Below are 23,046 nucleotides of genomic sequence, written 5' to 3' on the forward strand. Positions count from 1 at the left end.
TGATCCTCAGCAAGGCGGCCATGCTTCGGAGCGACCCATGACGCGCGACCGCCTGTTTCTGCTGCGTCCCGGCTTCGAGAATCCGGACTTCCCGGGGCGCCGATTCTATTGCTGGCATTGCGCGCTGATCGAGGGCGTGCTGGCCTCGTTTCCGGCGCTCGCCGAGAAGCTCGATGTCGAGCGGATCCCCTGGCCACGACCGCGGCAAGCCGTGGTCGCGCTGGTCGGCGAGGAGAACCAATCGCTGCCGCTGCTCGTGCTCGCGACTGGGGCGACTTCGCCGCACCAGACCGGCAGCCATCATGGCCGCGCCTTCATCGCCGACAAGGACGCGATCCTCGCCGCGCTCTCCGAGCGCCACGGCTTTCCCGATCCGCATCCATAGAAAGAATTCCCGCCCGCGTAGCCGGCTCTGCAGCGCGCCGTCGAAGAGACGCTGCGCTGCGTCCGGGGCACGGAAACTGTCGCGAAACGAGGGAAGATTGGCATTGCGCTTCCCTGATCGGCTCGCATATTCGCTTCAACGGCCCGCACGAAAGCTCCGATCATGACCGCCTCCCTCCCCGCCCTCATCGTCATCGACGTCCAGCGGGCATTCGACGAATGGGAGGCGGCGGGCAGGCGGCGCAACAATCCGGATGCGGTGGCGCGCATCGTCGATCTGCTGAAGGCCTTCAGGGCGAACCGCGCGCCGATCTTCCACATCCGCCACGAAGGCACGAAGCCGAACTCGTCGTTTCTGCCATCGCGTTCCGGTTACGCAGTCAAGGATGAGGCGCGCGAACAGGACGGAGAGCCCGTGATCGTCAAGCGCGTCAACAGCGCCTTCATCGGCACGGACCTCGAGACGCGCCTGCGCGCAAGCAACATCGCCACGCTCGTCATCTGCGGCGCCACCACAAATCATTGCGTCGAGACGACGACGCGGATGGCCGGAAATCTCGGCTTCGATGCGTGCCTGGTGCGCGATGCGACCTGGACGTTCGACCGCATCGGGCCCGACGGCGAGGCGCATTCCGCCGAGCAGATCCACGCAATGACGCTGTCGAACCTCAACGGCGAATTCGCGCGCATCGTCACTGCAGATGAGGCGATCGCATCATTCGCGGCGAAGTGATGGCGGCGGCGCGATGAGCGCCGGTGATGCGACAATACATCTCACGACGCACGATCGCTCGCGTGACGTCGCATATCGCACGCTGCGTCGTTTCGACGCCCGCACTGGCCGGAACGCAGCCGGCACTCATGTGTTGTCACGCGACGTTCAACTGGAGTGACGACATGAAGTATCTCATTGCCGCGATCGCCCTCGGTGCTGCGGCGTTTGCCGGCGGATCAGCGGCCAACGCGGCTGGCAGCGTAAGCGCCAAGCAGACCGCGCAGGAAAGCCAGTCCACCGACATCAGCGCGCACCGCAGGCACCATCGCTGGCACGGTCACCGTCATCATTGGCGGCATCACGGCCACCACCGGCCCTATTACAGAAGCTACGGCTATTACCCGCGGCACCACGGCTATTACGGCCGCGGACCGTACGGCTATTACGGCGGCGGTCCCGGCGTGTCGTTCAGCTTCGGCGGCGGACGCTGGTAGGAGCTGGTAAGACAAGAGGCCCGCAGAGATGCGGGCCTTTCTTGTATCCGCGCAAGACTTGCTATCCGCGCAAGATTGTCCCCGCCGTCTCAAGGCCACTCGCGAGCGCCGCCTCGACCGTGCCCATATCGCGGCCGCGATAGAGTGCTTCGCCGGAAAACAGCACGCGCCCATCCGCACGTGCGAGGATCGCTTGTGCCTCCCGCGTCCGCGGCGTCGCCCACGAATAGGCACCGCGCGCGAAGCGATCATGCACCCAGTTGATCGCAGCCGCCGCCACGAGCTCGCGCGCGATGTCATCGCGCGGCAGGCCGAAGACGGCGGCGAGCGAGCCGAGCCCGGCATCGATCAATTCTTGCGGATCGAGGCTTTCCAGCTCCGCCGTGCGCGGGCCGCCGAACCAGCCCGTGAGCACGGGATGCTGGTCCGGATAGCGCGTCCACCACACCGGGATCGCCTGGTCGGACAAGAGGAAAGTCATGTCCGCGAGATTTTCCTTGCGCTCGCGCCACCATGGCCGTGCGAAGCGCAGCAGGATCTTGATGACATTGCCGAAGCCGATGTCGTCGGCAGCGGCAAGCTTCGCGCGCGCCCCCGCCGGCAGCGCGATCTCGCGCAGCAGCGGCAGCGGCACGGTGAGGATCGCGCGATCGCAGGCGTGCACATCGCCGCCGGCGCAGCGAACGGTCACCGCGCCGCCCTCCTCCGCGATCGCCGACACGACGCAACCGAGGCGGATGGTCACGCCATGCCTGCGGCAGTCGGCCGCCAGCACGTCGATCATCGCACCGTACCCGCCATCGATGCGCGCCAGCGGAGCGTGCCCGCCATCCATCCATTCCGCGCGCAGCGCCAGCGTGGACGCGCGCTCAGGGTCGGCCGCATCATAACCCTCGACCATCCGTTCGATCGAATGGCGCATCGGCGCATACTCGTCCCCGGCAAAATGCCGGCGCAGGAAGTCGGCGACCGTGAGATCGTCCTTCAAGCCCCGTAGCGTGGCTTGAAGCTCTGCATCATGGGGATCGTGGCGCCCTTCGCGCGAGAGCTTCGTCCCGTCAAAGCTCCACTGCTCGCCCTCGATCTCCTGAAGGGACAGCCCGGCTTCGCACAGCAGCGCGCGCGTGACCGGCGCCTCGCCATGAACGAACTCAGCGCCGCCATCGGCGGGATAGCCGAACTCCGAAGCCGGCAGCGGATGAATGCGGCCGCCACAGCGCTGGCGTGCCTCCAGGATCGTCACCGTCCGGCCGGCACGCGCCAGCTCGCGCGCCGCCATCAGGCCGGCCGCGCCGGCGCCGACAATGACGATGTGCTCGGATATATCGGACATGGCCGCGCTTTACCGGCTCGCGGCTTGAGGGTCGTTCTTGATCAGATATCGCAGCAGCAGGACGCCGCCGCCGAGCTCGCGCGTGCTCTCCAGCGTCATCGCGGTGATCGGCGCACACCGATCGCTGTCCGCCTCTGTCGAGTCGAATACGAAGGGTGCGCCTTTTGCGCCGTCGATTGCCGGGCTGAGGATCAGATTGAATTCGTCGATGAGACCGGCGCGCAGGAACGCGCCGTTGGCGACGCCGCCGCCCTCCACCAGCAGACGCTTCACGCCCAGCTCGCGGGCGAGGATGTCCAGCGTCAGCGCCAGGTCAATCTCGGATCGTCCGGCAAAGATGTAGGACACGCCCTCGCCGCGAAGGCCGGCGAGATGCGAATCCGGCACACGCTCGGTCAGTACGACCACGATCGGGTCGCCGCCGATGTCCGAGCGGCCCCAGCCGATCTTCCCCTGTGCATCGAGCACGACGCCATAGGTTTTCGCATCGCGCCGCGCGAACCAGTTCTCGCGCGGGAACGTTGCGTCCGTCGTGGGATAGGGCTTGCCCTTGGCGAACTCCGCCCCGGTGACGCGGCCGATCACCCAGGCATCGCCGCCGAGCTCGTCATGGATCTTCTCGAACCAATCCGTGCCTGCCCCCTTCGGACGCCAGCGGCTGGGATGCGTGCGGCCGTCGAGGCTGGAGTGCATCAGACAGACGACATACGGCTTCATGCAATTCTCCGGGCAGCGCTCAGGCCGCGGATCCACCGCCAGCTGCTGCATTTTCTTTGGCGCGATCGTTGACGATCGCCGCCAGCGGATTGAGCTTTGGCGGCGCGACGAGCTGGAGCGTGTTGGTGTCGCGATGATTGAACGGTGCGCCGTGCACGAACAACTCGGTCTGGATCAGATAGGTCCAGCTGCCGTCATCGTTGTAGGTGATGTCGCAGCGGTAAGCATCGGTGCGGAAGGCCTGTTCCAGGAAGTCGGTCGAGCAGATCCCGTAAGCGGTGTCGCCGCGTTTGGCCGTGACCGTGATTGTCCTGTCATCCGGCCCGGCCTTGCCCGAGGCCAGCAGCACCTGCCCGCGCGGGATCGCCAGCGTCTGCATGATCAGCCCGGTCGCGGGCTCCCACAGCCAGTAGCCGACCTGGTCGTGGAAAGTGATGTCTTCCTCGGGCGTGTTGATGTGGATGTGATAGCGCAGACCGTACAGCAGCTGCGGCCCGTTGGCCTGCGGGTCGATCGGGTCCATGCGGATGCGCTCGATGAAGATTCGCCGCTCCGGCCCTTCCGCCTTCGGATTGATGTCGATGCCTTTGTCCGCCTGCCAGGTGCCGGCGAGCCGCCGCAGCGGGCCGAGATTGGCAAGGCCGTCGGGCGAGACGTCCTCGGGCTCGGTGAAGATATCGGCGGGAATGGGGAGCATGGAGGCCTCGCGAGATTGCAGGGGCCATCAATACCACAGGCAGGCCTGTCGTGAATTCAACTCATGCTCGGACAAGCGCCGGAGGCATTCGAGCCATGCGACGACGCTCGTTGCATCCCGCGCGCCGGCGGCCCGCGACGGAGCGCGGCCGCCGGTCCGCAGACTGCTCTCAGGCTGCTTCCGACATCGATTTCGCGCGCTGCTCGAGCACGCCGATCGTCGACACAAGGTTGTCGCGTCGCGCGCGAAGGTTGAGCGCGAGCAGCGAATATGTCGGCTGGTGCACGTCGGACACCCGGGCCCGAGCCTCCTCCTCGAGGATGTCGGTGTTCAGGAGCCGAACACGCCACCACAGATCCGCGATCAACGCATCGAGCCGGAGTTCACCGGCAGCACCAGAACGGGACATTTTCTGCATCGCTTGCCTCAACCTGAAACGATCTCTTGCCGAGACCTTGGCTTGGCTCCTGACTGAGCAAGCGGAGTGCCAGGATGGGGGGATGCGATCTGGCTCGGGAACGAGCTCCGCGCGGCGCGGCGCTTCGGCAGTCGGCGGACAGCCGAACGTAGACGAGGGCTGAAACGCACGGATTTCAGCCGTCTCTCGGCTTCTGCGAAGACTTGCGAGGTCCGGGAGACAAGTTGATGGCGTTCCGAAGGGTGGCAATCGCATTCGTAAGCAGGACAACGTCAAGTTCCGGTTGGGGCAAGGCTCAGTCGTTCGGCTTTCCGGCATATTGGGAGGCGGTATCCGAGCAGTCCCCCGCAGTTTCGGGCCTCACACCGCGCGCGCAATAACGATCGCCCCGGACAGGATGAGGATCCCGCCTGCCGCATAGCTCAATCTTCGGCCGAACGGCAGCAGCTTCTCGCCGGCGACATAGAGCATGAGGCCGATGATCCAGACCAGGTTCATCACGCCGCCGACAAACAGCAAGGCCATCAGAAACCAACAGCAGCCGACGCAGTAGCCGCCGTGGCGCAGCCCCATGCGGAATGCCCCGCGCGTGCCGGGTCGCCAATGCCGGCTGAGAAACAACAGCGGGCTCTCGCAATACCGCAGGCAGGCGCGTTTGAGCGGCGTGAACTGGTAGAGCCCCGCGGCTAGCAAGATGACGCCGCCCAGAACCGCGCTGGTGCTTGCCATCGCCATCGACAGGAGGCCAAGGCGTTCAAGTGCCCATTGTGCCAGGACGGCAGCGAGGCTGAACCCAGCCCATGTCACGAGGTATCCGGCGAGGAATATCCAGGCATCGATTGCCGCGCGGGATGCAGTCTCGTCCTTGTGCCTGATCGTCGCATACAAGAGGACCGTGGGCCCCGCGCTCGGCGCCATCATCGCGATCATCATCACCCACCACATCGCGAACAGCAGCGCGGCAGAGCGCAGCGTCCACGGCATCGGGGCCATGTCCGGCATCTCGGCCATCATGTCGGTGTCCATGCCCGCGCCGCCCGCGAGATAGGCCCAGGCAAGCGCCGCCACGGCGGCGGTCCCGATCGCGACGATCAAGCGATCGCGGTGGAGCAGATGTTCCAGTATCGCACGCCCGTGCATAGGTTAATCCGCCGGCGCCGTGACGAATCGGGGGAGCCGGACCTTCATCCGTCGCGACGCGCGTGTCGCGCTCCCGGAGAATGACGAGCTGACACCGAAGCTGCGGACCCGATGTCAGCGCCGTATCACGCCGCAACGCCCTCGGGCGTCTGCACGACATTGGCGAGCGAGCTGTGCGTGCCCTGGGTCTCGAACTGGATCGCGCCGGTCGAGCGAATGTTGGCGGACGCGATCTCGGCAGCCCTGTGCTCGAAGCCCTCGGGCATGACCACTTGAATTCGATGTGGCGCACCGGTCACCGGATTCTTGATCGGCTCCACCTCGGTCTCGAGCACGTTGCCGGCGACGAGTTTTGCGACACGGCCATCCCTGTCGAAGGAAAATTCGAACGGCGCGAAAATCGGATCGTGAATGGTCGTCACGATCAGGCTGAAGATGTGGAACAGCGTGCCCTCGGCCGAATACTTGCCCGACAGGATGTTGAACAGCGCCTGTCGCTGCTCCGGTGTGGCGCGTTCGTCGACGATGGGCTGCATCTTGCCGTTGCCTTGATGCAGCGCGCCGGGGAAATCCACCACGACCGCAAAACAAAGGCCGTCGAGCTTGACGCCCTCAAAATGCCCCGTCGTGATCCGCATGCCGACCAGGCCCTTGCAATAGCCGCGGGTCGGTAGAGCGTTGAAATCGCAGGGGCAGCCAAACGCGCAATTGCAGTTCTTCATCCATTCGCCTTCGAGACGCCAGTCCGATGCAGCCATGACACATCTCCCAATGTGAGCGGGGGCGCGGCAGCCGTTGACGTATTTGTTCAGCGTTGTTGTCGAGGCAATGCGAAAAGGCGCGAGCGGGATCGAGGTCCGATCAGAAGGCCGGCATCGCAGAAGAGTTGGTGGCAAACTGCCGTTTACCGTCCCAATGGCGAGGATCATAGCAGCGGCAGCCCGGCTCGTATAGCGAACGAGGGTCGTGGCTCAGCAGCGGCCGCATCTCGGGGATGTCAGGGAAATGGTGCCCAGGGGCGGAATCGAACCACCGACACTGCGATTTTCAGTCGCATGCTCTACCAACTGAGCTACCTGGGCGTGCTCCAAGAGAGGGGCCAAAGCCCATCGAGCGGGCGGTTTATAGTGGGCCGAGGGCGGCCTGTCCACCCACGCTTCGCCTATGGCTTCGCGAGGCTCGGCCTGGCTGTGCACAAGGTGGGTCCGTCCCGGCATTGCTTGTGCGCGGCGCATCGCCAATTCTTGTAATTTATTGATTTTATTTAGTTATTCGACGTCGTCCACATCGTCGTCGCGGCCGGGGATGACGTAGGAGCCTTTCAGCCAACGGTTCAAATCGACGTCGCGGCAGCGCGAGGAGCAGAACGGGCGGGTGGCCTGCGCCTGCGGCTTGCCGCAGATCAGGCAGGCTTTGAGCGGTCCGGCGGGCTTTTCGATCTGGTCGTCCATGGGATGCGGCGGCTTACACGGGGTGAGGAAGTTCAAGCGCCTGTCGGCAAAGGGGTTCCTGGAGCAACGGCACATGCGCCGCCGCCCGGACCCGGCCGGGCCATTCTACTGTGCATGGGGTTGTTTTCGTGATTTTTATCGGCGCTCACACGGACGTGGTGTTGAGCCAGCCGAAGCGGATCGGAAAACCTTCGCCGCCGAGCAGCGTCGTGGTCTCGTACAGCGGCAGGCCGACGACGTTGGTGTAGGACCCCACCATCTTCACCACGAAGGAGCCGGCGATGCCCTGCACGGCGTAGCCGCCGGCTTTGCCGCGCCATTCGCCGGAGCCGATATAGGCCTGGATGTCCTCCTCCGAGAGACGCTTGAAGCGCACGCGGGTCTCGACCAGGCGCTGGCGGAACGCCTCGCGCGGCGTGACGAGGCAGATCGCGGTGTAGACGCGGTGGTTGCGGCCCGACAGCAGCCGCAGGCATTGCGCGGCTTCGTCGACCAGATTGGCCTTGGGCAGGATGCGCCGACCGACCGCCACCACGGTGTCGGCGGCGAGGATGAAGGCGCCGCGCAGCTCGTCGTCGAGCTGCACCGATTTCAGCGCCGCATCGGCCTTGGCACGGGCGAGGCGGTTGGCGCAGGCGCGCGGCAGCTCGCCCCGCTTCGGCGTCTCGTCGACGTCGGCCGGCCGGAGGGTGTCCGGCTCGATGCCGGCCTGGTTGAGCAGCGACAGGCGGCGCGGCGAACCGGAGGCAAGTACGAATTTGGGGCGGCCGAGCATCAGGTGATTTGCGGGATGAAGCAGGGGGTGAATTGCGCGCGGAACCTATCGGAAGGGGGCTGATTTCACAACCGGGAACCGGAGGTTTGGTGATTCGAGGTTGCCGACATGCCTGTGCCCGCACTCTGTGACGCGGGTGTTACGAGAGGTCTCATGTCCCCGGACGCGGCGCAGCGTGAAATGCTGCGACGCTGAGGCGGGATCAAGGTGCTTGCGCTTGTCGATGAGATGGGCCCCCGCCTCCGCAGTGCATCGTTGCACGCTGCGCTGCGTCCGGCACGAGATCACTCTGATGCCGCGCCCGACTTGGCGAAGCGCCGGCGGATGCGCATCAAGAGCTGATCGCAGACTTCGCGGTAGGCAGCGAGCTTCTGGTCGCGGCTGCCTTCGATGGTGGTGGGATCCTGCGTCGGCCAGTATTCGACCTCGGCCGCGAGTGTCCGTGTCAGCTCCAGCGCCTTGTGATGCGCCTCGGGCGAGAGCGTGATGATGAGGTCGAAATTCAACCCCTCCCAGTCCTCCAGCTCCTCGAAGGTCTGCGGCTTGTGGGCCGAGATGTCCTGGCCGAGCTCGGCCATCACGGAGACTGCGAACGGATCGAGCTCGCCCTTCCTGGTGCCGGCCGACTTCACGTAGAGGCCCTGCGGAAACATGTGCAGCAACAGGCTCTCGGCCATCGGCGAGCGGACGCTGTTCATCGCACAGGCGAACAGCACCGATTGTGGATCGCGTGCGCGTGGCGGACCCGCCATCGCGCTTACCCCTTCCAATGCAGGACGGTAATGAGGGTGAACAGCCGGCGCGAGGTCTCGAAATCGACCCGCACCTTGCCCTTCAGCCGCTCCTGGAGCGTGCGCGATCCCTCGTCATGGATGCCGCGGCGGCCCATGTCGATGGCCTCGATCTTGTCGGGGGTCGCGGTACGAATCGCCTGATAGTAGCTGTCGCAGATCATGAAATAGTCCTTCACGATCCGCCGGAACGGCGTCAGCGACAGCAGATGCGCGACGACAGGCGTGCCGTCCTCGCGGCGGATGTCGAACATCAGCCGGTTGCCGGTGATGCCGATATGCAGCGTGAACGGGCCCTTCCCCTCCGCGCCCTCGGGCGCGAACAAATTCTGCTCGATCAGATCGTAGATCGCGATCGCCCGCTCATGCTCGATGTCCGGCCCGGAACGGCCGATCGACTCCTCGTCGAGCGTGACCGCGACGATGCGATTGGCCGAGTCGTCCTGTTCGGGCGGCTTTGTCATGGCAGATTGAGGCGCATTCCAATCGAACGCGAATGGGCGTCCAGCCCCTCCGCCTTGCCCAGCGTCATCGCGGCCGGACCCAGCGCACGCAATTGATCGGGTCCGCATTTCAGGATCGAGGTGCGCTTCATGAAGTCGTGCACCGAGAGCCCCGAGGAAAACCGCGCCGAGCGCGCCGTCGGCAGCACGTGATTGGAGCCGCCGACATAGTCGCCGATCGCCTCGGGCGTATGGGGCCCAAGGAACACCGCGCCGGCGTTGCGGATCTTTGCGGCGAGCGCGTCGGGATCTGTGGTCATGATCTCGAGATGCTCGGCAGCGATGGCGTCCGCGAGCGGGATCGCGTCGGCAAGAGTCTTCACCAGGATGATGGCGCCGAAATCGGCCCAGGAGCTGCCTGCGATCGCGGCGCGCGGCAGCGTCTTCAACTGCGCCTCGACCGCCTTTTCGACATCGGCAGCAAGGCGAGCAGAATCGGTGATCAGGATCGACTGCGCGCTGGCATCGTGCTCGGCCTGCGCCAGCAGATCGGCGGCGATCCAGTCGGCGTTGCCGGTATCGTCGGCAATCACCAGCACCTCCGACGGGCCGGCGATCATGTCGATACCGACCTTGCCGAACACCAGCCGCTTTGCGGCGGCGACGTAGGCGTTGCCGGGGCCGACGATCTTTGCGACCGGCGCGATCGTCGCGGTGCCGTGCGCCAGCGCGGCGACGGCCTGCGCGCCGCCGACACGGTAGATCTCGGTGACGCCACCGAGATGCGCGGCCGCCAGCACCAGCGGATTGAGCTTGCCATCCGGCGAAGGCACCACCATCACGAGGCGCGAAACGCCGGCGACTTTCGCAGGCACTGCATTCATCAGCACCGAGGACGGATAGGCCGCAGTGCCGCCGGGCACGTAGAGACCGACGGATTCGATCGCGGTGTAGCGCCAACCGAGCTCGACGCCGAGCGGGTCGGTGAAGCGCTCATCCTGCGGAAGCTGACGGCGATGATAAGTCTCGATGCGGTCCCGCGCGAGCTTGAGTGCATCCAGCGTCGCGGCATCGCAGGCCTTCTCAGCGTCTTCGATCTCGGCGGCGGAGACGCGCAAGGAGGATGCATCCAGCGTCAGCCGGTCGAACTTGGCCGTGGCTTCGAGCAGGGCCGTATCGCCACGCTTGGCCACGTCGTCGACGATCGCGCGCGCGGCGGCCTCGACATCGGCCGAGGCCTCGCGCTTGGCGGCAAGGAAGGCGGCGAATCGCTGGTCAAAATCGGCGCTGCTGCGGTCGAGGCGAACGGGCATATTTCGCTTGGCTTCTGGCTGGTATTTTGGGGGCGGATCGGCGCACCGGGCCCCCTGCTCAATGGCGCGGCGGGGAAGCTGCGTCAACCCTCGGCAGATGCCGTTCCGGCGAGGGCCTCAGCCCATTTGGCTGGTATACCGGCCACTTCACCCCTCCCCCTCGATGCCCGTTCCCAGCGCGTCGCCCCCGAGGTCGGTCAGCTCGCATTCCAGACACTCGACGTCCAGGCGGATCACGCCGCCCTGGGCGAACAGAAGCAGGGCGCTGCCGCCGGGCTCCTCGTGGCGCCCGTCCCGGGGGTGAAATTCAATGCCGACAAGGTCCAGCACGTTGTCCGGCGCGGCGAGATCGATATTGCGCGACTTGCAGGCGAGCACACGGTCGAAACGGAGCGCGGCGACGAGCCGGCGTGGCTCGGTCTCGCCCTCCAGTGTCTGCTCCCAGTCCAGCCGGCTCATTCCGACCACAAGCCGCTTCTCGCCCTGCCGCCAGATGATGTCGGAGGTCTGGACTCGTGCGTCCTGGACATGGGTCGAGATCACGGCGAGGTCGTCGGCATCGAGCGCGATCAGTTTGAGCTGGGGCGACATTGCCGACGCTTCTCCTTTGGAGGGGACAGGGCTCAACGCGCGCGAGCGCCGAAATTTCCGCACAAACTAACCGGACGGCAGGTCAGAGGCTATTGATATCCTCCATCTCCAGCACCCTGCGCGGATACCCCTCCCGGACAACGCGAATCATGGCGCGGCCGATCTGCTCGGTCGAGGTCACGAGCCGCGGCGAGATCCGGCGCAGCACCGACCAGAGCGGCCCGCTCACGGCATAGACAGCCTGCACCCAGGCGGTCTTGGACCGAGCGCCGTGCAGGGGCTGGATCGCGCCGGGCCGGAACATGTAGGCGGCCTTGAACGGCAGCTTGAACAGATCGTTCTCGGTCTTGCCCTTGATCCGCGCCCACATCCGCGATCCCTGCTCGGTCGAATCGGTGCCGGCGCCGGTGACATAGGTGAAGACCATCTGCGGATTGAGCCGGGCCAGCATCGTCGCAGCCGCGAGCGTGAGATCATAGGTGAGGTGGCGGTAGCTCTGCTCGCTCATGCCGATCGAGGAGACGCCGAGGCAGAAGAAGCAGGCATCGAAGCCGGTCAGCTGCGGCTCGATCGCCGAATAGTCCATGAAATCGTCGTGGATGATCTCGGTGAGCTTGGCGTTGCGCACGCCGGTCGGGCTGCGGCCGACCACGAGCACACGGTCGATACCGGGGTCGACCAGGCATTCGCGCAAGACACCCTGCCCCACCATGCCGGTCGCGCCGAAGATGATGACCTTCATCGGGGTGTCTCCAGCGGCCTCGCGGCTCATGCGGCGGCCGCGATCTCGTCGAAGGATACACCGGTCAGCGTTGCCGAGGCATCCCACAGCATGGCCGCCGCTGCGAGATCCTTCGCCTGCGGCATGATCCTCGCCGGCCCGGGTGATCCCTTCAATTCGTAGAACCCGTTGGGACCGTAATAGCCGCCGGGCTCGGCGTCCGGAGAAGTCGCCGCAAACAGCGTGGGCAGCGCGCCTTCGGCTGCGGACTGGCTGATCAACGGCTGGAGCAGCCGGCCGAGGCGCGACTGGACGGTACTGGCGCCCGGCCCGTTCGCAATGAGATCGGTCCGCGCATAGCCGGGATGGGCGGCAAGGCTCATCAGACCCCAGCCGGCGGCGACGCTGCGGCGTTGCAGCTCCAGCGCAAACATCAGCATCGCCAGCTTGGATTGGCAGTAGGCGCGCCACGGACGATAGGAATGCTTGCTGTGCAGATCGTCGAAATTGATCGCACCGGAGCGGTGCGCAAGGCTCGAGAGATTGACGATGCGAGGCGCCCTGGCACGGCGAAGCTGCGGCAACAGCCGCGCCGTCAGGGCGTAGTGACCGAGATAGTTGGTGCTGAGCTGCATCTCGAAACCATCCTCCGTCTGCTGCCGCTTCGGCAGTGCCATCACGCCGGCATTGTTGACGAGGAGATCGAGCCATTCGTTGTCGGCGGCAAAGCGCCCGGCGAAATCGGCGACGGAGGCAAGGCTTGCGAGGTCGAGATGCTCATAGGCGATCAGAGCGTCGGGAAACCGCTCGCAAATGCCTTCGATCGCCCGCAGGCCCTTTGCGTCGTCGCGGCCGGTGAGTATGACAATGGCACCGGCGCCCGCGAGCGCCATCGCCGTCTCGTAACCGAGCCCGCCCGTCGCGCCGGTCACGACGACGGTCTTGCCGCTGAGTGAGGGAATGCCTGCCGTGCTCCAGTCGGTCATGCCATGTCTCCGCGGCTTTCAGGGGTGGAAAAGGGCCCGCGACCGGTCTAAATGTGCACTGAGTGCAAGTTTGCAAGAGGTGAAATGATTTGAAGGCTTCGAAGGTCGCCGGGAAAGGCGTCAAGTCTTTGTCCGCGGAAGGAAAATCCCCGACCGCCGCCGGCCTGCGCGAGCGCAAGCGGCAGGAGACCCGCGAGCGGTTGACCCGCGCGGCGATGAGCTTGTTCCTTGAGCGCGGCTTCGAGGCCACCACCATCGACGACATCGCGGCGGCAGCGGACGTGTCGCGGCGCAGCTTCTTCCACTATTTCGCGTCGAAGGAGGACGTGGTCGCCGCCTGGCAGGAGGGCGCAGCTGGCGCGCTGGTCGCCGAGATCGTCGCCCGGCCCGCGGACGAATCCATGCTGACGGCGGCGGAGAATGCGATCGCGGCGGCGGTCAAACGGCTCGATCCGGCGGAAGCCGCAGCGATGTCGCGGCTCAAGCGCGACAATCCCGCGCTCCAGGCGCGCGACCAGCTCAAATATGAAAAGCTCGAGCGCGCGCTGGCCGACGGTCTGGCACGGCGCGCCCGCACCAAGTCGGACCGACAGAAGGCGCGGCTCGTCGCCATGATCGCCACCGGCGTCATGCGCGTCGGCGGCGAGAGCTGGATCGGCGAGGGCGCGCGGGAGAAGCCGGAAGCTTTCGTCAAGCGCACCTTCGATGCGATCAGGGCGATATTGAAGTGAGGTCTCTCACTCCCTGAAGAACGCCAGGAGATCGGCGTTGATGGTTTCGGCGTGCGTGGTCGGCATGCCGTGCGGAAAACCCTTGTAGGTCTTCAGGATGCCCTTCTTGAGCAGCTTGGCCGAGAGCGGCGCGGAATCGGCGTAAGGCACGATCTGGTCGTCGTCGCCGTGCATCACCAGCACCGGCACGTTGATCTTCTTGAGGTCCTCGGTGAAGTCGGTCTGCGAGAACGCGACGATGCCGTCGTAATGCGCTTTCGCGCCGCCCATCATGCCCTGGCGCCACCAGTTCTGGATCACCGCTTCCGACGGTTTTGCGCCGGGGCGGTTGTAGCCGTAGAACGGCCCGGCGGGGAGGTCGCGATAGAATTGCGTGCGGCTGGCGGCGAGCTGCTTCTGGAGATCGTCGAACACGCTCTTCGGCAGGCCGCCGGGATTGGCTGCGGTCTGCACCATCAGCGGCGGCACGGCCGAGAGGATCGCGGCTTTCGCCACCCGGCTCTCGCCGTGGCGCGCAATGTAGTGCACGACCTCGCCGCCGCCGGTGGAATGGCCGACATGGATGGCGTTCTTGAGGTCGAGATGCGCGGTGAGCGCGGCGAGATCGTCGGCATAATGATCCATGTCGTGACCGTCCGCGACCTGCGCCGAGCGGCCATGACCGCGGCGATCATGGGCGACGACCCGGTAGCCGCGCGTGACGAAGTACAGCATCTGCGCGTCCCAGTCGTCCGACGACAGCGGCCAGCCATGGCTGAACACGATCGGCTGGCCCGCGCCCCAATCCTTGTAGAAGATCTCGACGCCGTCTTTGGTGGTGATGGTGGGCATGGATTGCTCTCTTTCGATGAAGATCAGTTGCGTGAGGCGCGAACGAACTCGCGCCGGCGATCCGCAGATAGTTGCGCGGGATCCCGAATGCGATGGCTCGCATCACCGGGGAACGTTGAGAATCCTGTGATCAGGCAAACGCCATCGGCCGGAAGCGGCGCCAGGCGCCGATGGTCAACACCACGAAGAACACCAGCACGATGCCCTGCACCACGGCGAACACCGGACCGGACGGCGGCGCCGGTGGCACGGCCGGTGCGAGGGCGGCGAGCGCCGGCACCTTCAGGAACGACTGGATCACCAGCACGAAGACGTTGAAATAGAGCGAGATCATCGCGGTCACGATATAGACCGGGCGCCAGACTCCGGCGAGCTTCATGCCGTACAGCGCGACGCAGGCGATCGCGAGCAGCACCAGCGAGATGATGCCGATGATATGCGAGGGCAACAGCTCCTTGAACGGAAACAGGAAACCGGTGGCGCTGGTGAGGATCGTGGTCAGCAGGAAGATCGCGGTGAGGGCCGGCATCGCCTTCGAGCCGAGCAGGCCGAACATCACGACGAGGCCGGCGACGATGGCGATCAGGCTGATGATGACATGGATCAGCGTAAGGGCGGGCAGACTCAACCCAAGGACCATGACATCTCTCCTATTCTCCGCATTGAGATCTTGAGAGTAGTATTACGGTCCTCATGGGATTGCCACCTGCGTTGTCGTCACATGCAAAGGCGCGGCCATGCGTCATCGTGCGAATCGACAAACGCGTGGCCGATTTTTTTTCGCGCAGCCGTCACGAAGGACGACCATTTCCGGCGAAAGTCGAATCGATCCTTCACACGTCCTTGGTGTCGAAGATCAAGAGGTCGGCACCGCCGCTGGCGAATTTCGGCACGTCGGCGCCGGTCGCCTTGCCTTCCGGACTGGCGAATGCCGCCTGAATGTCGGCCACGCTGTCGAAGGTGAGGATGGCGACGAGATGGATCCCGGAAGGACCTGCGGGAGATGCGACCGGTCCCTTGCTGACGGCGTATTTCTTCAGCCCGGGAAGTTTCTTGGCGAGCGGGATGTGCGTCTCGGCATAGTACTTGTCGAAGGCGGCAGCGTCCTTGGGCGTTTTGTACAGCACGACGATTTCAGCCATTTGGTCCTCCCTTGGGAATCTTTGTTTTTCTACGCGCGGTTGGTCCCGCGACGAGCGATAGTCTGTGGGACGCGGCAAGATGGCAAGCCGGATTCGGCTTGCCATCTCCTTGTCTTCTCCTTGCCTAAAGCGCCGGTTTTGCGGCGTCGCCGAGATAGCCGTGCAGGGAGGCGACGACCTGCGCGCCCTCGCCGATGGCGCCGCCGACGCGCTTGACCGAGCCGGAGCGGACGTCGCCGACGGCGTAGACGCCGGGCACGGAGGTTTCCAGCGGCGCCACGAGCTTGCCCTGGTTCTGCTCGGACTGCGCGCCGGTCACGACGAAGCCGCCGCGATCGAGCGTCACGCCGCAGCCGTCGAGCCAGGAGGTGGCGGGATCGGCGCCGACGAACAGGAAGAGATTGCGGATGTCGGCAGAATCCTCGTCGTCCGACAACCGGCTCTTCCAGCGGATGCGCCGCAGCAGCGCGGCCTCGTCGCCCTCGAGCGCGGTGATCTCGGTGTTGAACATCAATTCGATGTTCGGCGTCGCTTCGATGCGCTCGATGAGATAGCGCGACATGCTGGCGCCCAGGCCGCCGCCGCGGATGATCATCAGCACGCGTCTGGCGTGGCCCGACAGGAACACGGCGGCCTGCCCTGCCGAATTGCCGGCACCGACGAGAGCCACCTCCTCGCCGGCGCAGAGCCGCGCCTCGACCGGCGAGGCCCAGTACCAGACGCCGCGTCCCTCGAACTTGTCGAGGTTCTCGATCTCCGGCCGGCGATAGCGCGCACCGCTCGCGACCACCACCGCCCGTGAGCGCAAGGGATCGGCGCCGTCGAGCGCCACCGAAAATGCGCCATTCTCGCGCGTGCAGTCGAGCGACTTCACCGTCACCGGAATCATGATGTCGGCGCCGAACTTCTGCGCCTGGGTGAAGGCGCGCGCGGTCAGGGCCTGGCCCGAGATGCCGGTCGGAAAGCCCAGATAGTTCTCGATGCGCGCGCTGGCGCCGGCCTGGCCGCCGAAGGCGCGGGTGTCGAGCACGGCGACCGACAGCCCTTCGGACGCGGCATACACGGCGGTGGCGAGCCCTGCGGGTCCACAGCCGACGACCGCAACGTCGTAGATGCGGTCGCCCTTCGCGCCGCCGATCATGCCGATGGCGCGCGCGAGCTCGGTCTCGTTGGGGTTGCGCAGCACGGCGCCATCAGCGGTGACGACCAGCGGCCAGTCTTCGGGCTTCGGCAAATACCGCGCGATCAATTCGGCCGCATCGCGATCGCGACCGGGATCGAGCAGATGAAACGGATGGCCGTTGCGGGTGAGGAAGCCCTGCAACCGCACCACGCCGGCGGAGTTCGACGGTCCGATCAGCACGGGACCGCCGGCGCCGCCCTGGATCAGATTGACCCGGCGCAGGATCAGTGCCCGCATGATGCGCTCGCCGAGTTCGGCCTCGGCGACCAGCAGCGCGCGCAGCCGCTCCGGCGGCAGCAGCAGCGTCTCGACATCGCCCTCGGCCCGGCCGTCGACCAGCGCCGGCCGGCCGGAGAGCTGGCTGAGCTCGGCCAGGAATTGCCCCGGCCCCTGGTCGATCACCGGGGTGACATGGCCGAGCCCGTCGCGCTGGGTGATGGCGACATGGCCCTTCAGCACGACGAACATGCCGGGGCCGGGCTTGCCGGTCTCGAACAGCAACTCGCCATCCGCGTAGGTGCGAATTTCGCCGAAGTGCCTGATCCGTTCGATCTCGGCGGGTGTCAGCGCCGGAAAGGTCTGCTCGGGGCGCGTGAACCGCGACATCTGCGCATCACGGTCGGTTCGTTGCGGTTCGTCCTGCCCCATTGCCACGTCATGCACTCCAAAAATTCTAGCCGCCCGCCTTCAACTGCCGGTCTTGCCGGCGGCCCCCTCATTTAGGGAACCATCTTCGTTCTGCGAGGGGTCGGTCGTTGCGGCGCGTTCGCGCGCCTGCAGCTTCCGCCGCTTCAGGTTCTCGCGCAGCGCCGATTTCAGCCGGTCGTCCCGGGACACCCTCGCCTGCCTCGCGCTCTTGTCAGTCTCGTCAGCCATCACGGATCCATCACAGCAACCGGCAGCAGGATGCCACCGAAGTGTGGCAGCTCAAGAGGCCGACGCGATCCGATCGTGCGAAACGCGAAATGGAGCGAACCCGGCGTCCCCGGCAACTGGCCAGTTGGCCGGGGATATCGGACCCCGAATGGACGGAAAGCTAGTAGTTTCGAGCCAAAATGGGCATTCTGGCCCTGATATCGGCCCGATTTTCTCATTTTGGCGGGACTTGCAAGCTTGCACAGGAGGGGGGCTTGTGGCAGATATCGGCCCGCTTGGTAGGCCCCCTCGGGCGCCCGATTCTTTCACCAGCACATGCTGCCGTAGCTCAGTGGTAGAGCACTCCATTGGTAATGGAGAGGTCGACAGTTCAATCCTGTCTGGCAGCACCATCTATCCTGATGGGACATTAATCCTGAGTGCCACACAGACCAGGGTTTCTCTGAAGTTTTCAATGCTCAAACGTGCCGGCTCCGGCGTTCTCCGAATTCGCACCGAGCCAAGATCGCCGACCGACTGCGCGGCAAGCGCGTGTAGCTCAGCATCGGAAGCCCAGACCATCGCCCGTGTGTGAAGACGGTGACGATCGGAAATGACATCGCCTTCAACCTCGAGGCAGAGGACAGGACCATCGCGGATGCGGAGCTGACACCATGATTGCGGTTGGACGCCTCGAGTTCCACCTGCCGACATCTTTGGCTGACAGGGTACTTTGCGAGATACGTCCACTGAAGCGCGCCAGCCTTATCCCGCCGAACGAACGCGGCGCCATAGGCCAGGGCTCGTGCCGATGGTGCGCGAAAACACTCGCGTAAAATAGCTCTGGTCGCCGAACCCGCAGATGAGCGCGATGTCCGCCAAGGAGAGCTTGGTATCCGCCATCAGCCGCTTTGCCTCTTCGATACGAAGCCGTGAGAGGTACTCATGCGGAGCGACCCCCGTGCTGCGCCGAAAAGAGCGAGCGAAGTGGCTCGGAGTCAGCTTGCATTCGGCGGCGACGTCGGCGATCGTCAAGTTGCTCGAGAGGCGCACGCGCATGATCTCTTTGGCGCGGCGCTCTTGCCATGGAGCAAGGCCGCTTTCCTGGCCAGCCTTGCGCGCGCAAGCGCCATATGTCTGCGCAAAGTGGGCCAGCAAGCTCAAGCCAAGCTGATCAATGAACAGACTATTGTTGGCGTTCTCTTCCTCCAGCGCCGTCAAAAGCACACTGGATAGGGCGGAAAGATAGGGATCACGCCGATCACGATCCCAACGCAGGGTCGAAATTGGCTTCGCATCATTCTCGTAGGCAAACTCGTCGAGCGCGCGCCGCGGGATGTAATATTGGATGGCGTCGAACGGACCTTTGAACTCGCATTGTGGAGTGTCACGCAAGTCAATGACGCTCACCGTCCCAGCCTGGAACGAGCCCGAATATCGCCGCCGCCCGGCGAGCCAGCAAGAATGGCGATCCAGGTCACCGAGTTGATGAAGAATGCTGAATGCTTGCTCCGCGGGAATTGCGGCGGTCCGCTCCCGCAATAGACGGTTGCATGTCAGTCTTGTGACGGCGAGCGCGAGCTTTCCTTGACGGTTGATCTTGCGGATACAATCACCGTCCATGCCGAGATGGGCGGCAAGTCGACGGCCATAGAAACCTTCGAATGAGCCGTCGCCTTCTTCGGCCATCGCAGTCCCCAGGATAACGTAGATGTGGCCGTGGTTAGGTTCTACTGCACCTGCTCACCAGTAAAAAATTCCAAAAATCACCTCACGGCGACTCACAGAAGCACTTCGCCGTCGCGGAGGGACTTGGTTAGAATTTGCAAAATTTTGTTGGTCGTGGCGCCTGCCAGGAGGGAGTATGGCTCATTATGAGGGCAGGAGATCCATGAGCGGCAATTTGACCCAATTCGGCGAGGACTTGCGTCCTCATCTGCTCCATCTGCAGGCCAGCCTGAACAGCATCAACGGTCTGTTCGCGGGCTACTCTCCGACGGATGAAGCCCGATGCGCAAAGCAGCTCGACGACTTGCGCGCGCTCGCCAACGAGTCTTGCGAACGCGTTGGAAAGCTTCGCGACACGCTCGAAGCCGGTCTCGCACGCGATGCAGTTCTGGCCAGAGAGACGCTGCCCAGATGGGTGGAGGGGCGACAAACCGCACGACTTCACGCCCGTGCCGATTCCATCGAGCTGCTGGCCGCGACCGCCATGGAATTGGCGAAACTGTCCGCCGGCCAGGCTGAGAGCATCGCGATGACCGCCATCCTGGCGCGTCGGCAGGCGGTCTCAGTGCAGGTGCAGGGGGACGACCAGCCCTGAGTCTACCGCCGGTGGGTGGACACCTCGGGCCCTCCGGGCTAATGAGGCCGCTTTCATGGTCCAGCGGCTGATCGATGGATGCCCGATCGCGACGATAGAGCACACCGTACGTTTTTATTCGGACCTTTTCGCCTTTCCACGTCCAAGCGGATTCTTTTCGAAGGTGACCGCGACGTCCGTCTCGGCGCGAAGGCGATCGAGATCCTGATCGCGCTCGTCGAACGGGCCGGAGAGCTGGTGAGCAAGCGCGAGCTTCTGGAGATCGCCTGGCCGGACACGGTCGTCATCGAGGCAAATCTTACGGTGCAGGTGGCGGCGCTCCGCCGCACTCTGGGCGAGGACGACAACGCCAATCCGTACATCGTCAACAGCCCCGGCCGCGGGTACAGGTTCGTCGCTCCAATCAAGGTGCTCGACGAGCCCGGCCAACGCGAGCCTTCGGCCTTGGCAGCGAATCACAACCTGCCGGCTCAACTCAACCGCTTGATCGGGCGCGACGAAGCGGTGCAGACGCTCAGGCGGAAACTGGCCGACGACCGTCTCGTCAGCATCATCGGTTCGGCAGGCGTGGGAAAGACCGCCCTGGCGCTTCAGCTGGCGGAAACGATGCTCCCGCAATTCGAGCATGGTGTATGGCTGGTCGAGCTCGCCTCGATCACGGACCCCTCGCTCATATGGAGCGTGATCGCTTCCGCTCTCCCGATCGAAGTCCGTTCCAACGACGCGCTTTCGGGTGTCGTCTCCGCGGTGCGATCCAAGAACGTGCTCTTGGTTTTCGATAATTGCGAGCACCTGATCGAGGGGGCAGCCGTCGCCATCAGCACGATATTGCTGGCAGCGGACAGGACGAAGGTGCTGATCACGAGCAGAGAGCCGCTCCGCATCAATGGCGAGCAGGTAGTCTCCCTTCCGCCCCTATCCGTGCCGCCGCCGCAAGCGGATCTTGGTCTCAAAGACGCCCTGGCCTACCCGGCGTTACAGCTGTTCGTCGAGCGAGCAGCCGCCGTCACCGGCGATTTCGAGCTCGACGATACCACCGCCGCTGATGCCGCCCAGGTCTGCACAAGGCTGGACGGGAATCCGCTCGCGATAGAGATCGCCGCGGCCCGCGTGAGCGCGTTCGGCGTCAAAGGTCTGGCCGGCATACTAAAGAATCGTCTCAGCCTTCTTGAAGACGCTCGCCGCGGAACGCCTGCGCGGCACCGGACAATTGCTGCGGCCATCGACTGGAGCTACCAATTGCTCAGCGAGCGCGAGCAGCTTGTGTTCCGCTGCCTTGGCATCTTTGCGGGAAGCTTCAGCCTCGAGGCCGCGGTCGCGATCGTTCCGCCCGGGGACCACGACACGGCGCTCATCGTCGCGGATCTCGTCTGCAAGTCCTTGCTTTCGGTCGACGTCGGCGACAACGGGACAAGGTTTCGACTCCCGGAAATCGTGCGGGCTTTCGCGCTCGGCAAATTGATCGACCAATCCGAGCACGACATGCTTGCCGTCAACCTGGCGTCTTGCGTGACGGCGATGCTGCGGAAGTGCGCTGACGGGCCGAACCGGGTGCAGATGGCCCGCGATGCGGTCAAGGAGCTGGACAACGTCCGCGGAGTCCTGGATTGGGCCTTCGCAAGGGACGGAGAAAAGAGCGCGGGTGTGGCCCTCGCCGTAGCCGCCGTGCCCGTCTGGCTGGAAAACTCACTTCTCACCGAATGCATTGCGTGGACCTCGAAAGCAGTCGACAGGCTCGATCCAACCGCCGAATGCGAGCGGGATGAGATGATCCTGAAAGCCGCGCTAGGTCTTGCCATGATGTACACGGAAGGCATGACCGGCCGCACGCGCGAGGCCTTGAACAGGGCGATCGAGATTGCGGTCGGTCTGGAAGACCACAAATGGGAGCTCAGGGTTCGACTTGCCTTGGCTCTCTTCCTGCATCGACGCGGCGATCTGAAGGCTGCGCGAGCTGAAATAGAACGGATGGATCGGCTCGTTTCGGACATCGATGAGCCGATCGCCGTTGCTATGGTCAAAAGCGTCAAGAGCGAGGCCCTGTACTTCAGCGCCCGATATCCGGCCGCCTTTGAACTTGCTGTCCAGGCGCACTCCTATTTTCAAACGCATCCCGACACATCGACGATTGGCCGCTGGGGCGTAAATCATTCGATCAATGCCCAGTGCGTCATGGCGTCCGTCGATTGGTGCGAAGGTCGCTTGGATCGCGCACGCCGTACGTCTCTTGCCGCCCAGGCGGCGGCTGAACGAACCGGACACCCCACTGCGATCTGCCAGGCGCTCGTTTGGTGCTGCACAATCTACCTCAGGATGGAAGAGCTTGATCTTGCCGAGGCCGCCATCCTCCGGCTGCGGCAATTGGCTGAGGCCAACAATATCCAGAGCTATGTCTTCTCGGCGATGGCCTTCGAAGGCCGCTTGCTCTTCCTCCGGCGGGAGTTCGAGCGATCCGAGCAGCTCCTGCGGAAGGGAATCATCAATCTGAGCGATGCACGATACGACAACGCCCGCGTCCCGTTTCTGGGGCGGCTTGCCGAACTGCTCGCAGCGACCGGGCGTCCGGAAGAGGCCGTTCTTGCTTCGACCGAATCGTTGGACCGGACGAGAGCCATCGATGCCTTGGGAATGCTGCCGGACGCGCTACGCATACACGGCACCGCGCTGCAAGCGCTGGAAGGAAGTCAGTCGCGAGCGGCCGAAAGCTACTTCCGTGAGGCGATTGCCATGTCGCGCCAGCAGGGAGCGCTGGGTTGGGAGCTCAAGGCAGCAGAATGCCTTGCCGACATGCTGAGGCTCCGGGGGAGGATCGAAGAGGCGTCCACTCTGCTTGGCCAGACACTCGGCCTGTTTCTCGAAGGACAAGCGACTCCCCCATTTCGGCGCGCCAAGCACATTTTGGAGGGTTTGCAAGGAGCGGTGTCGGAGGAGGCAAGTGATCCAGCCGTGCGTGCCCTTGACCCGGGAGGTATGGATGGCTTGTCACGTCGGTAAGGGTGAATACATCGGTTG

Annotated in this window: 26 protein-coding genes and 2 tRNA genes; 7 read left to right on the forward strand and 21 right to left on the reverse strand. The window is 64.6% G+C overall.

The window, feature by feature from the left end:
• Nucleotides 1-37 precede the first annotated feature (37 nt).
• The 3 genes from ACSHT2_RS17525 (at nucleotide 38) to ACSHT2_RS17535 (ending at nucleotide 1,593) form a co-directional block, all read left to right on the forward strand.
• Complete coding sequence (locus ACSHT2_RS17525) at nucleotides 38-385, forward strand: DUF3088 domain-containing protein (protein ID WP_440642649.1); 348 nt, start codon at nucleotides 38-40, stop codon at nucleotides 383-385.
• 162 nt (nucleotides 386-547) lie between these two features.
• Entirely contained in the window at nucleotides 548-1,117 is a 570-nt protein-coding gene (locus tag ACSHT2_RS17530) for a cysteine hydrolase family protein (RefSeq protein WP_440642650.1), read from the forward strand.
• Between the two features lie 164 nt (nucleotides 1,118-1,281).
• Nucleotides 1,282-1,593 carry a hypothetical protein gene (locus tag ACSHT2_RS17535; RefSeq protein WP_440642651.1) on the forward strand — a complete coding sequence of 104 codons (312 nt, stop codon included), beginning with the start codon at nucleotides 1,282-1,284 and terminating at the stop codon, nucleotides 1,591-1,593.
• A 61-nt stretch (nucleotides 1,594-1,654) separates the two neighbouring features.
• Here the strand turns inward: ACSHT2_RS17535 and ACSHT2_RS17540 are convergent, their stop codons facing one another.
• The 15 genes from ACSHT2_RS17540 to ACSHT2_RS17610 all read right to left on the reverse strand — a co-directional run bounded on the left by ACSHT2_RS17540 (nucleotide 1,655) and on the right by ACSHT2_RS17610 (nucleotide 12,969).
• Nucleotides 1,655-2,926, reverse strand: coding sequence for a flavin monoamine oxidase family protein (locus ACSHT2_RS17540; RefSeq protein ID WP_440642652.1), 1,272 nt, complete (start codon nucleotides 2,924-2,926; stop codon nucleotides 1,655-1,657).
• A gap of 9 nt (nucleotides 2,927-2,935) precedes the next feature.
• Entirely contained in the window at nucleotides 2,936-3,643 is a 708-nt protein-coding gene (locus ACSHT2_RS17545; protein WP_440642653.1) for a RibD family protein, read from the reverse strand.
• A gap of 19 nt (nucleotides 3,644-3,662) precedes the next feature.
• Nucleotides 3,663-4,340 carry an FABP family protein gene (locus ACSHT2_RS17550; RefSeq protein WP_440642654.1) on the reverse strand — a complete coding sequence of 226 codons (678 nt, stop codon included), beginning with the start codon at nucleotides 4,338-4,340 and terminating at the stop codon, nucleotides 3,663-3,665.
• A gap of 169 nt (nucleotides 4,341-4,509) precedes the next feature.
• Complete coding sequence (locus tag ACSHT2_RS17555) at nucleotides 4,510-4,758, reverse strand: hypothetical protein (protein ID WP_319337470.1); 249 nt, start codon at nucleotides 4,756-4,758, stop codon at nucleotides 4,510-4,512.
• 360 nt (nucleotides 4,759-5,118) lie between these two features.
• Nucleotides 5,119-5,853 carry a DUF2182 domain-containing protein gene (locus ACSHT2_RS17560; RefSeq protein ID WP_440642655.1) on the reverse strand — a complete coding sequence of 245 codons (735 nt, stop codon included), beginning with the start codon at nucleotides 5,851-5,853 and terminating at the stop codon, nucleotides 5,119-5,121.
• A 170-nt stretch (nucleotides 5,854-6,023) separates the two neighbouring features.
• Nucleotides 6,024-6,827: a DUF1326 domain-containing protein gene (locus tag ACSHT2_RS17565; protein ID WP_440642656.1), complete on the reverse strand. Its 804-nt coding sequence runs from the start codon at nucleotides 6,825-6,827 to the stop codon at nucleotides 6,024-6,026.
• A gap of 77 nt (nucleotides 6,828-6,904) precedes the next feature.
• A tRNA-Phe gene (locus tag ACSHT2_RS17570) sits at nucleotides 6,905-6,980 on the reverse strand.
• 186 nt (nucleotides 6,981-7,166) lie between these two features.
• Nucleotides 7,167-7,349 (reverse strand): DNA gyrase inhibitor YacG, encoded by a 183-nt coding sequence (yacG, locus tag ACSHT2_RS17575; RefSeq protein ID WP_440642657.1) that lies wholly within the window; start codon nucleotides 7,347-7,349, stop codon nucleotides 7,167-7,169.
• A 145-nt stretch (nucleotides 7,350-7,494) separates the two neighbouring features.
• On the reverse strand, nucleotides 7,495-8,124 hold the full coding sequence (locus ACSHT2_RS17580; protein WP_124159437.1) for a Maf-like protein: 630 nt from the start codon (nucleotides 8,122-8,124) through the stop codon (nucleotides 7,495-7,497).
• Nucleotides 8,125-8,408: 284 nt separating this feature from the next.
• Nucleotides 8,409-8,876, reverse strand: a complete 468-nt coding sequence (locus ACSHT2_RS17585) for an arsenate-mycothiol transferase ArsC (RefSeq protein WP_319338424.1) — start codon at nucleotides 8,874-8,876, stop codon at nucleotides 8,409-8,411.
• 5 nt (nucleotides 8,877-8,881) lie between these two features.
• Nucleotides 8,882-9,379: a UPF0262 family protein gene (locus ACSHT2_RS17590; protein WP_124159439.1), complete on the reverse strand. Its 498-nt coding sequence runs from the start codon at nucleotides 9,377-9,379 to the stop codon at nucleotides 8,882-8,884.
• Nucleotides 9,376-10,671 carry a histidinol dehydrogenase gene (gene hisD / locus ACSHT2_RS17595; RefSeq protein WP_440642658.1) on the reverse strand — a complete coding sequence of 432 codons (1,296 nt, stop codon included), beginning with the start codon at nucleotides 10,669-10,671 and terminating at the stop codon, nucleotides 9,376-9,378. Before hisD ends, ACSHT2_RS17590 begins: the two co-directional genes overlap by 4 nt.
• A gap of 147 nt (nucleotides 10,672-10,818) precedes the next feature.
• A complete protein-coding gene (locus tag ACSHT2_RS17600) occupies nucleotides 10,819-11,262 on the reverse strand; it encodes a DUF2948 family protein (RefSeq protein WP_440642659.1) in 444 nt (147 codons plus the stop codon).
• Nucleotides 11,263-11,344: 82 nt separating this feature from the next.
• Nucleotides 11,345-12,004: an NAD-dependent epimerase/dehydratase family protein gene (locus ACSHT2_RS17605; protein ID WP_440642660.1), complete on the reverse strand. Its 660-nt coding sequence runs from the start codon at nucleotides 12,002-12,004 to the stop codon at nucleotides 11,345-11,347.
• A 26-nt stretch (nucleotides 12,005-12,030) separates the two neighbouring features.
• Nucleotides 12,031-12,969 carry an SDR family oxidoreductase gene (locus ACSHT2_RS17610; RefSeq protein ID WP_440642661.1) on the reverse strand — a complete coding sequence of 313 codons (939 nt, stop codon included), beginning with the start codon at nucleotides 12,967-12,969 and terminating at the stop codon, nucleotides 12,031-12,033.
• A gap of 89 nt (nucleotides 12,970-13,058) precedes the next feature.
• On the opposite strand from ACSHT2_RS17610, the gene ACSHT2_RS17615 reads away from it, so the two are divergent.
• A complete protein-coding gene (locus tag ACSHT2_RS17615) occupies nucleotides 13,059-13,700 on the forward strand; it encodes a TetR/AcrR family transcriptional regulator (RefSeq protein WP_440642662.1) in 642 nt (213 codons plus the stop codon).
• Nucleotides 13,701-13,706: 6 nt separating this feature from the next.
• On the opposite strand, the gene ACSHT2_RS17620 is transcribed toward ACSHT2_RS17615, so the two are convergent.
• The 5 genes from ACSHT2_RS17620 to ACSHT2_RS17640 all read right to left on the reverse strand — a co-directional run bounded on the left by ACSHT2_RS17620 (nucleotide 13,707) and on the right by ACSHT2_RS17640 (nucleotide 17,732).
• On the reverse strand, nucleotides 13,707-14,531 hold the full coding sequence (locus ACSHT2_RS17620) for an alpha/beta fold hydrolase (RefSeq protein ID WP_319338412.1): 825 nt from the start codon (nucleotides 14,529-14,531) through the stop codon (nucleotides 13,707-13,709).
• 130 nt (nucleotides 14,532-14,661) lie between these two features.
• Complete coding sequence (locus ACSHT2_RS17625) at nucleotides 14,662-15,171, reverse strand: hypothetical protein (protein ID WP_440642663.1); 510 nt, start codon at nucleotides 15,169-15,171, stop codon at nucleotides 14,662-14,664.
• Between the two features lie 193 nt (nucleotides 15,172-15,364).
• The gene (locus ACSHT2_RS17630; RefSeq protein WP_035706504.1) at nucleotides 15,365-15,673 is read right to left on the reverse strand and encodes an EthD family reductase; all 309 of its coding nucleotides are present in this window, start codon (nucleotides 15,671-15,673) and stop codon (nucleotides 15,365-15,367) included.
• Between the two features lie 124 nt (nucleotides 15,674-15,797).
• Complete coding sequence (locus tag ACSHT2_RS17635; protein WP_440642863.1) at nucleotides 15,798-17,504, reverse strand: FAD-dependent oxidoreductase; 1,707 nt, start codon at nucleotides 17,502-17,504, stop codon at nucleotides 15,798-15,800.
• A gap of 39 nt (nucleotides 17,505-17,543) precedes the next feature.
• Complete coding sequence (locus tag ACSHT2_RS17640) at nucleotides 17,544-17,732, reverse strand: hypothetical protein (protein ID WP_271527136.1); 189 nt, start codon at nucleotides 17,730-17,732, stop codon at nucleotides 17,544-17,546.
• Nucleotides 17,733-18,049: 317 nt separating this feature from the next.
• On the opposite strand from ACSHT2_RS17640, the gene ACSHT2_RS17645 reads away from it, so the two are divergent.
• Nucleotides 18,050-18,124 (forward strand) — tRNA-Thr (locus tag ACSHT2_RS17645).
• A 352-nt stretch (nucleotides 18,125-18,476) separates the two neighbouring features.
• Here ACSHT2_RS17645 and ACSHT2_RS17650 read toward each other — a convergent pair.
• Nucleotides 18,477-19,400, reverse strand: a complete 924-nt coding sequence (locus ACSHT2_RS17650; RefSeq protein WP_440642664.1) for a helix-turn-helix domain-containing protein — start codon at nucleotides 19,398-19,400, stop codon at nucleotides 18,477-18,479.
• Nucleotides 19,401-19,602: 202 nt separating this feature from the next.
• On the opposite strand from ACSHT2_RS17650, the gene ACSHT2_RS17655 reads away from it, so the two are divergent.
• Together ACSHT2_RS17655 and ACSHT2_RS17660 are read left to right on the forward strand one after the other, a co-directional pair.
• A complete protein-coding gene (locus ACSHT2_RS17655; RefSeq protein WP_440642665.1) occupies nucleotides 19,603-20,034 on the forward strand; it encodes a hypothetical protein in 432 nt (143 codons plus the stop codon).
• Nucleotides 20,035-20,112: 78 nt separating this feature from the next.
• Complete coding sequence (locus tag ACSHT2_RS17660) at nucleotides 20,113-23,028, forward strand: ATP-binding protein (protein ID WP_440642666.1); 2,916 nt, start codon at nucleotides 20,113-20,115, stop codon at nucleotides 23,026-23,028.
• The last annotated feature ends 18 nt before the right edge of the window (nucleotides 23,029-23,046 follow it).

Origin of the sequence: Bradyrhizobium sp. PUT101, from assembly GCF_052043945.1 — a bacterium.
GTDB lineage: Bacteria > Pseudomonadota > Alphaproteobacteria > Rhizobiales > Xanthobacteraceae > Bradyrhizobium.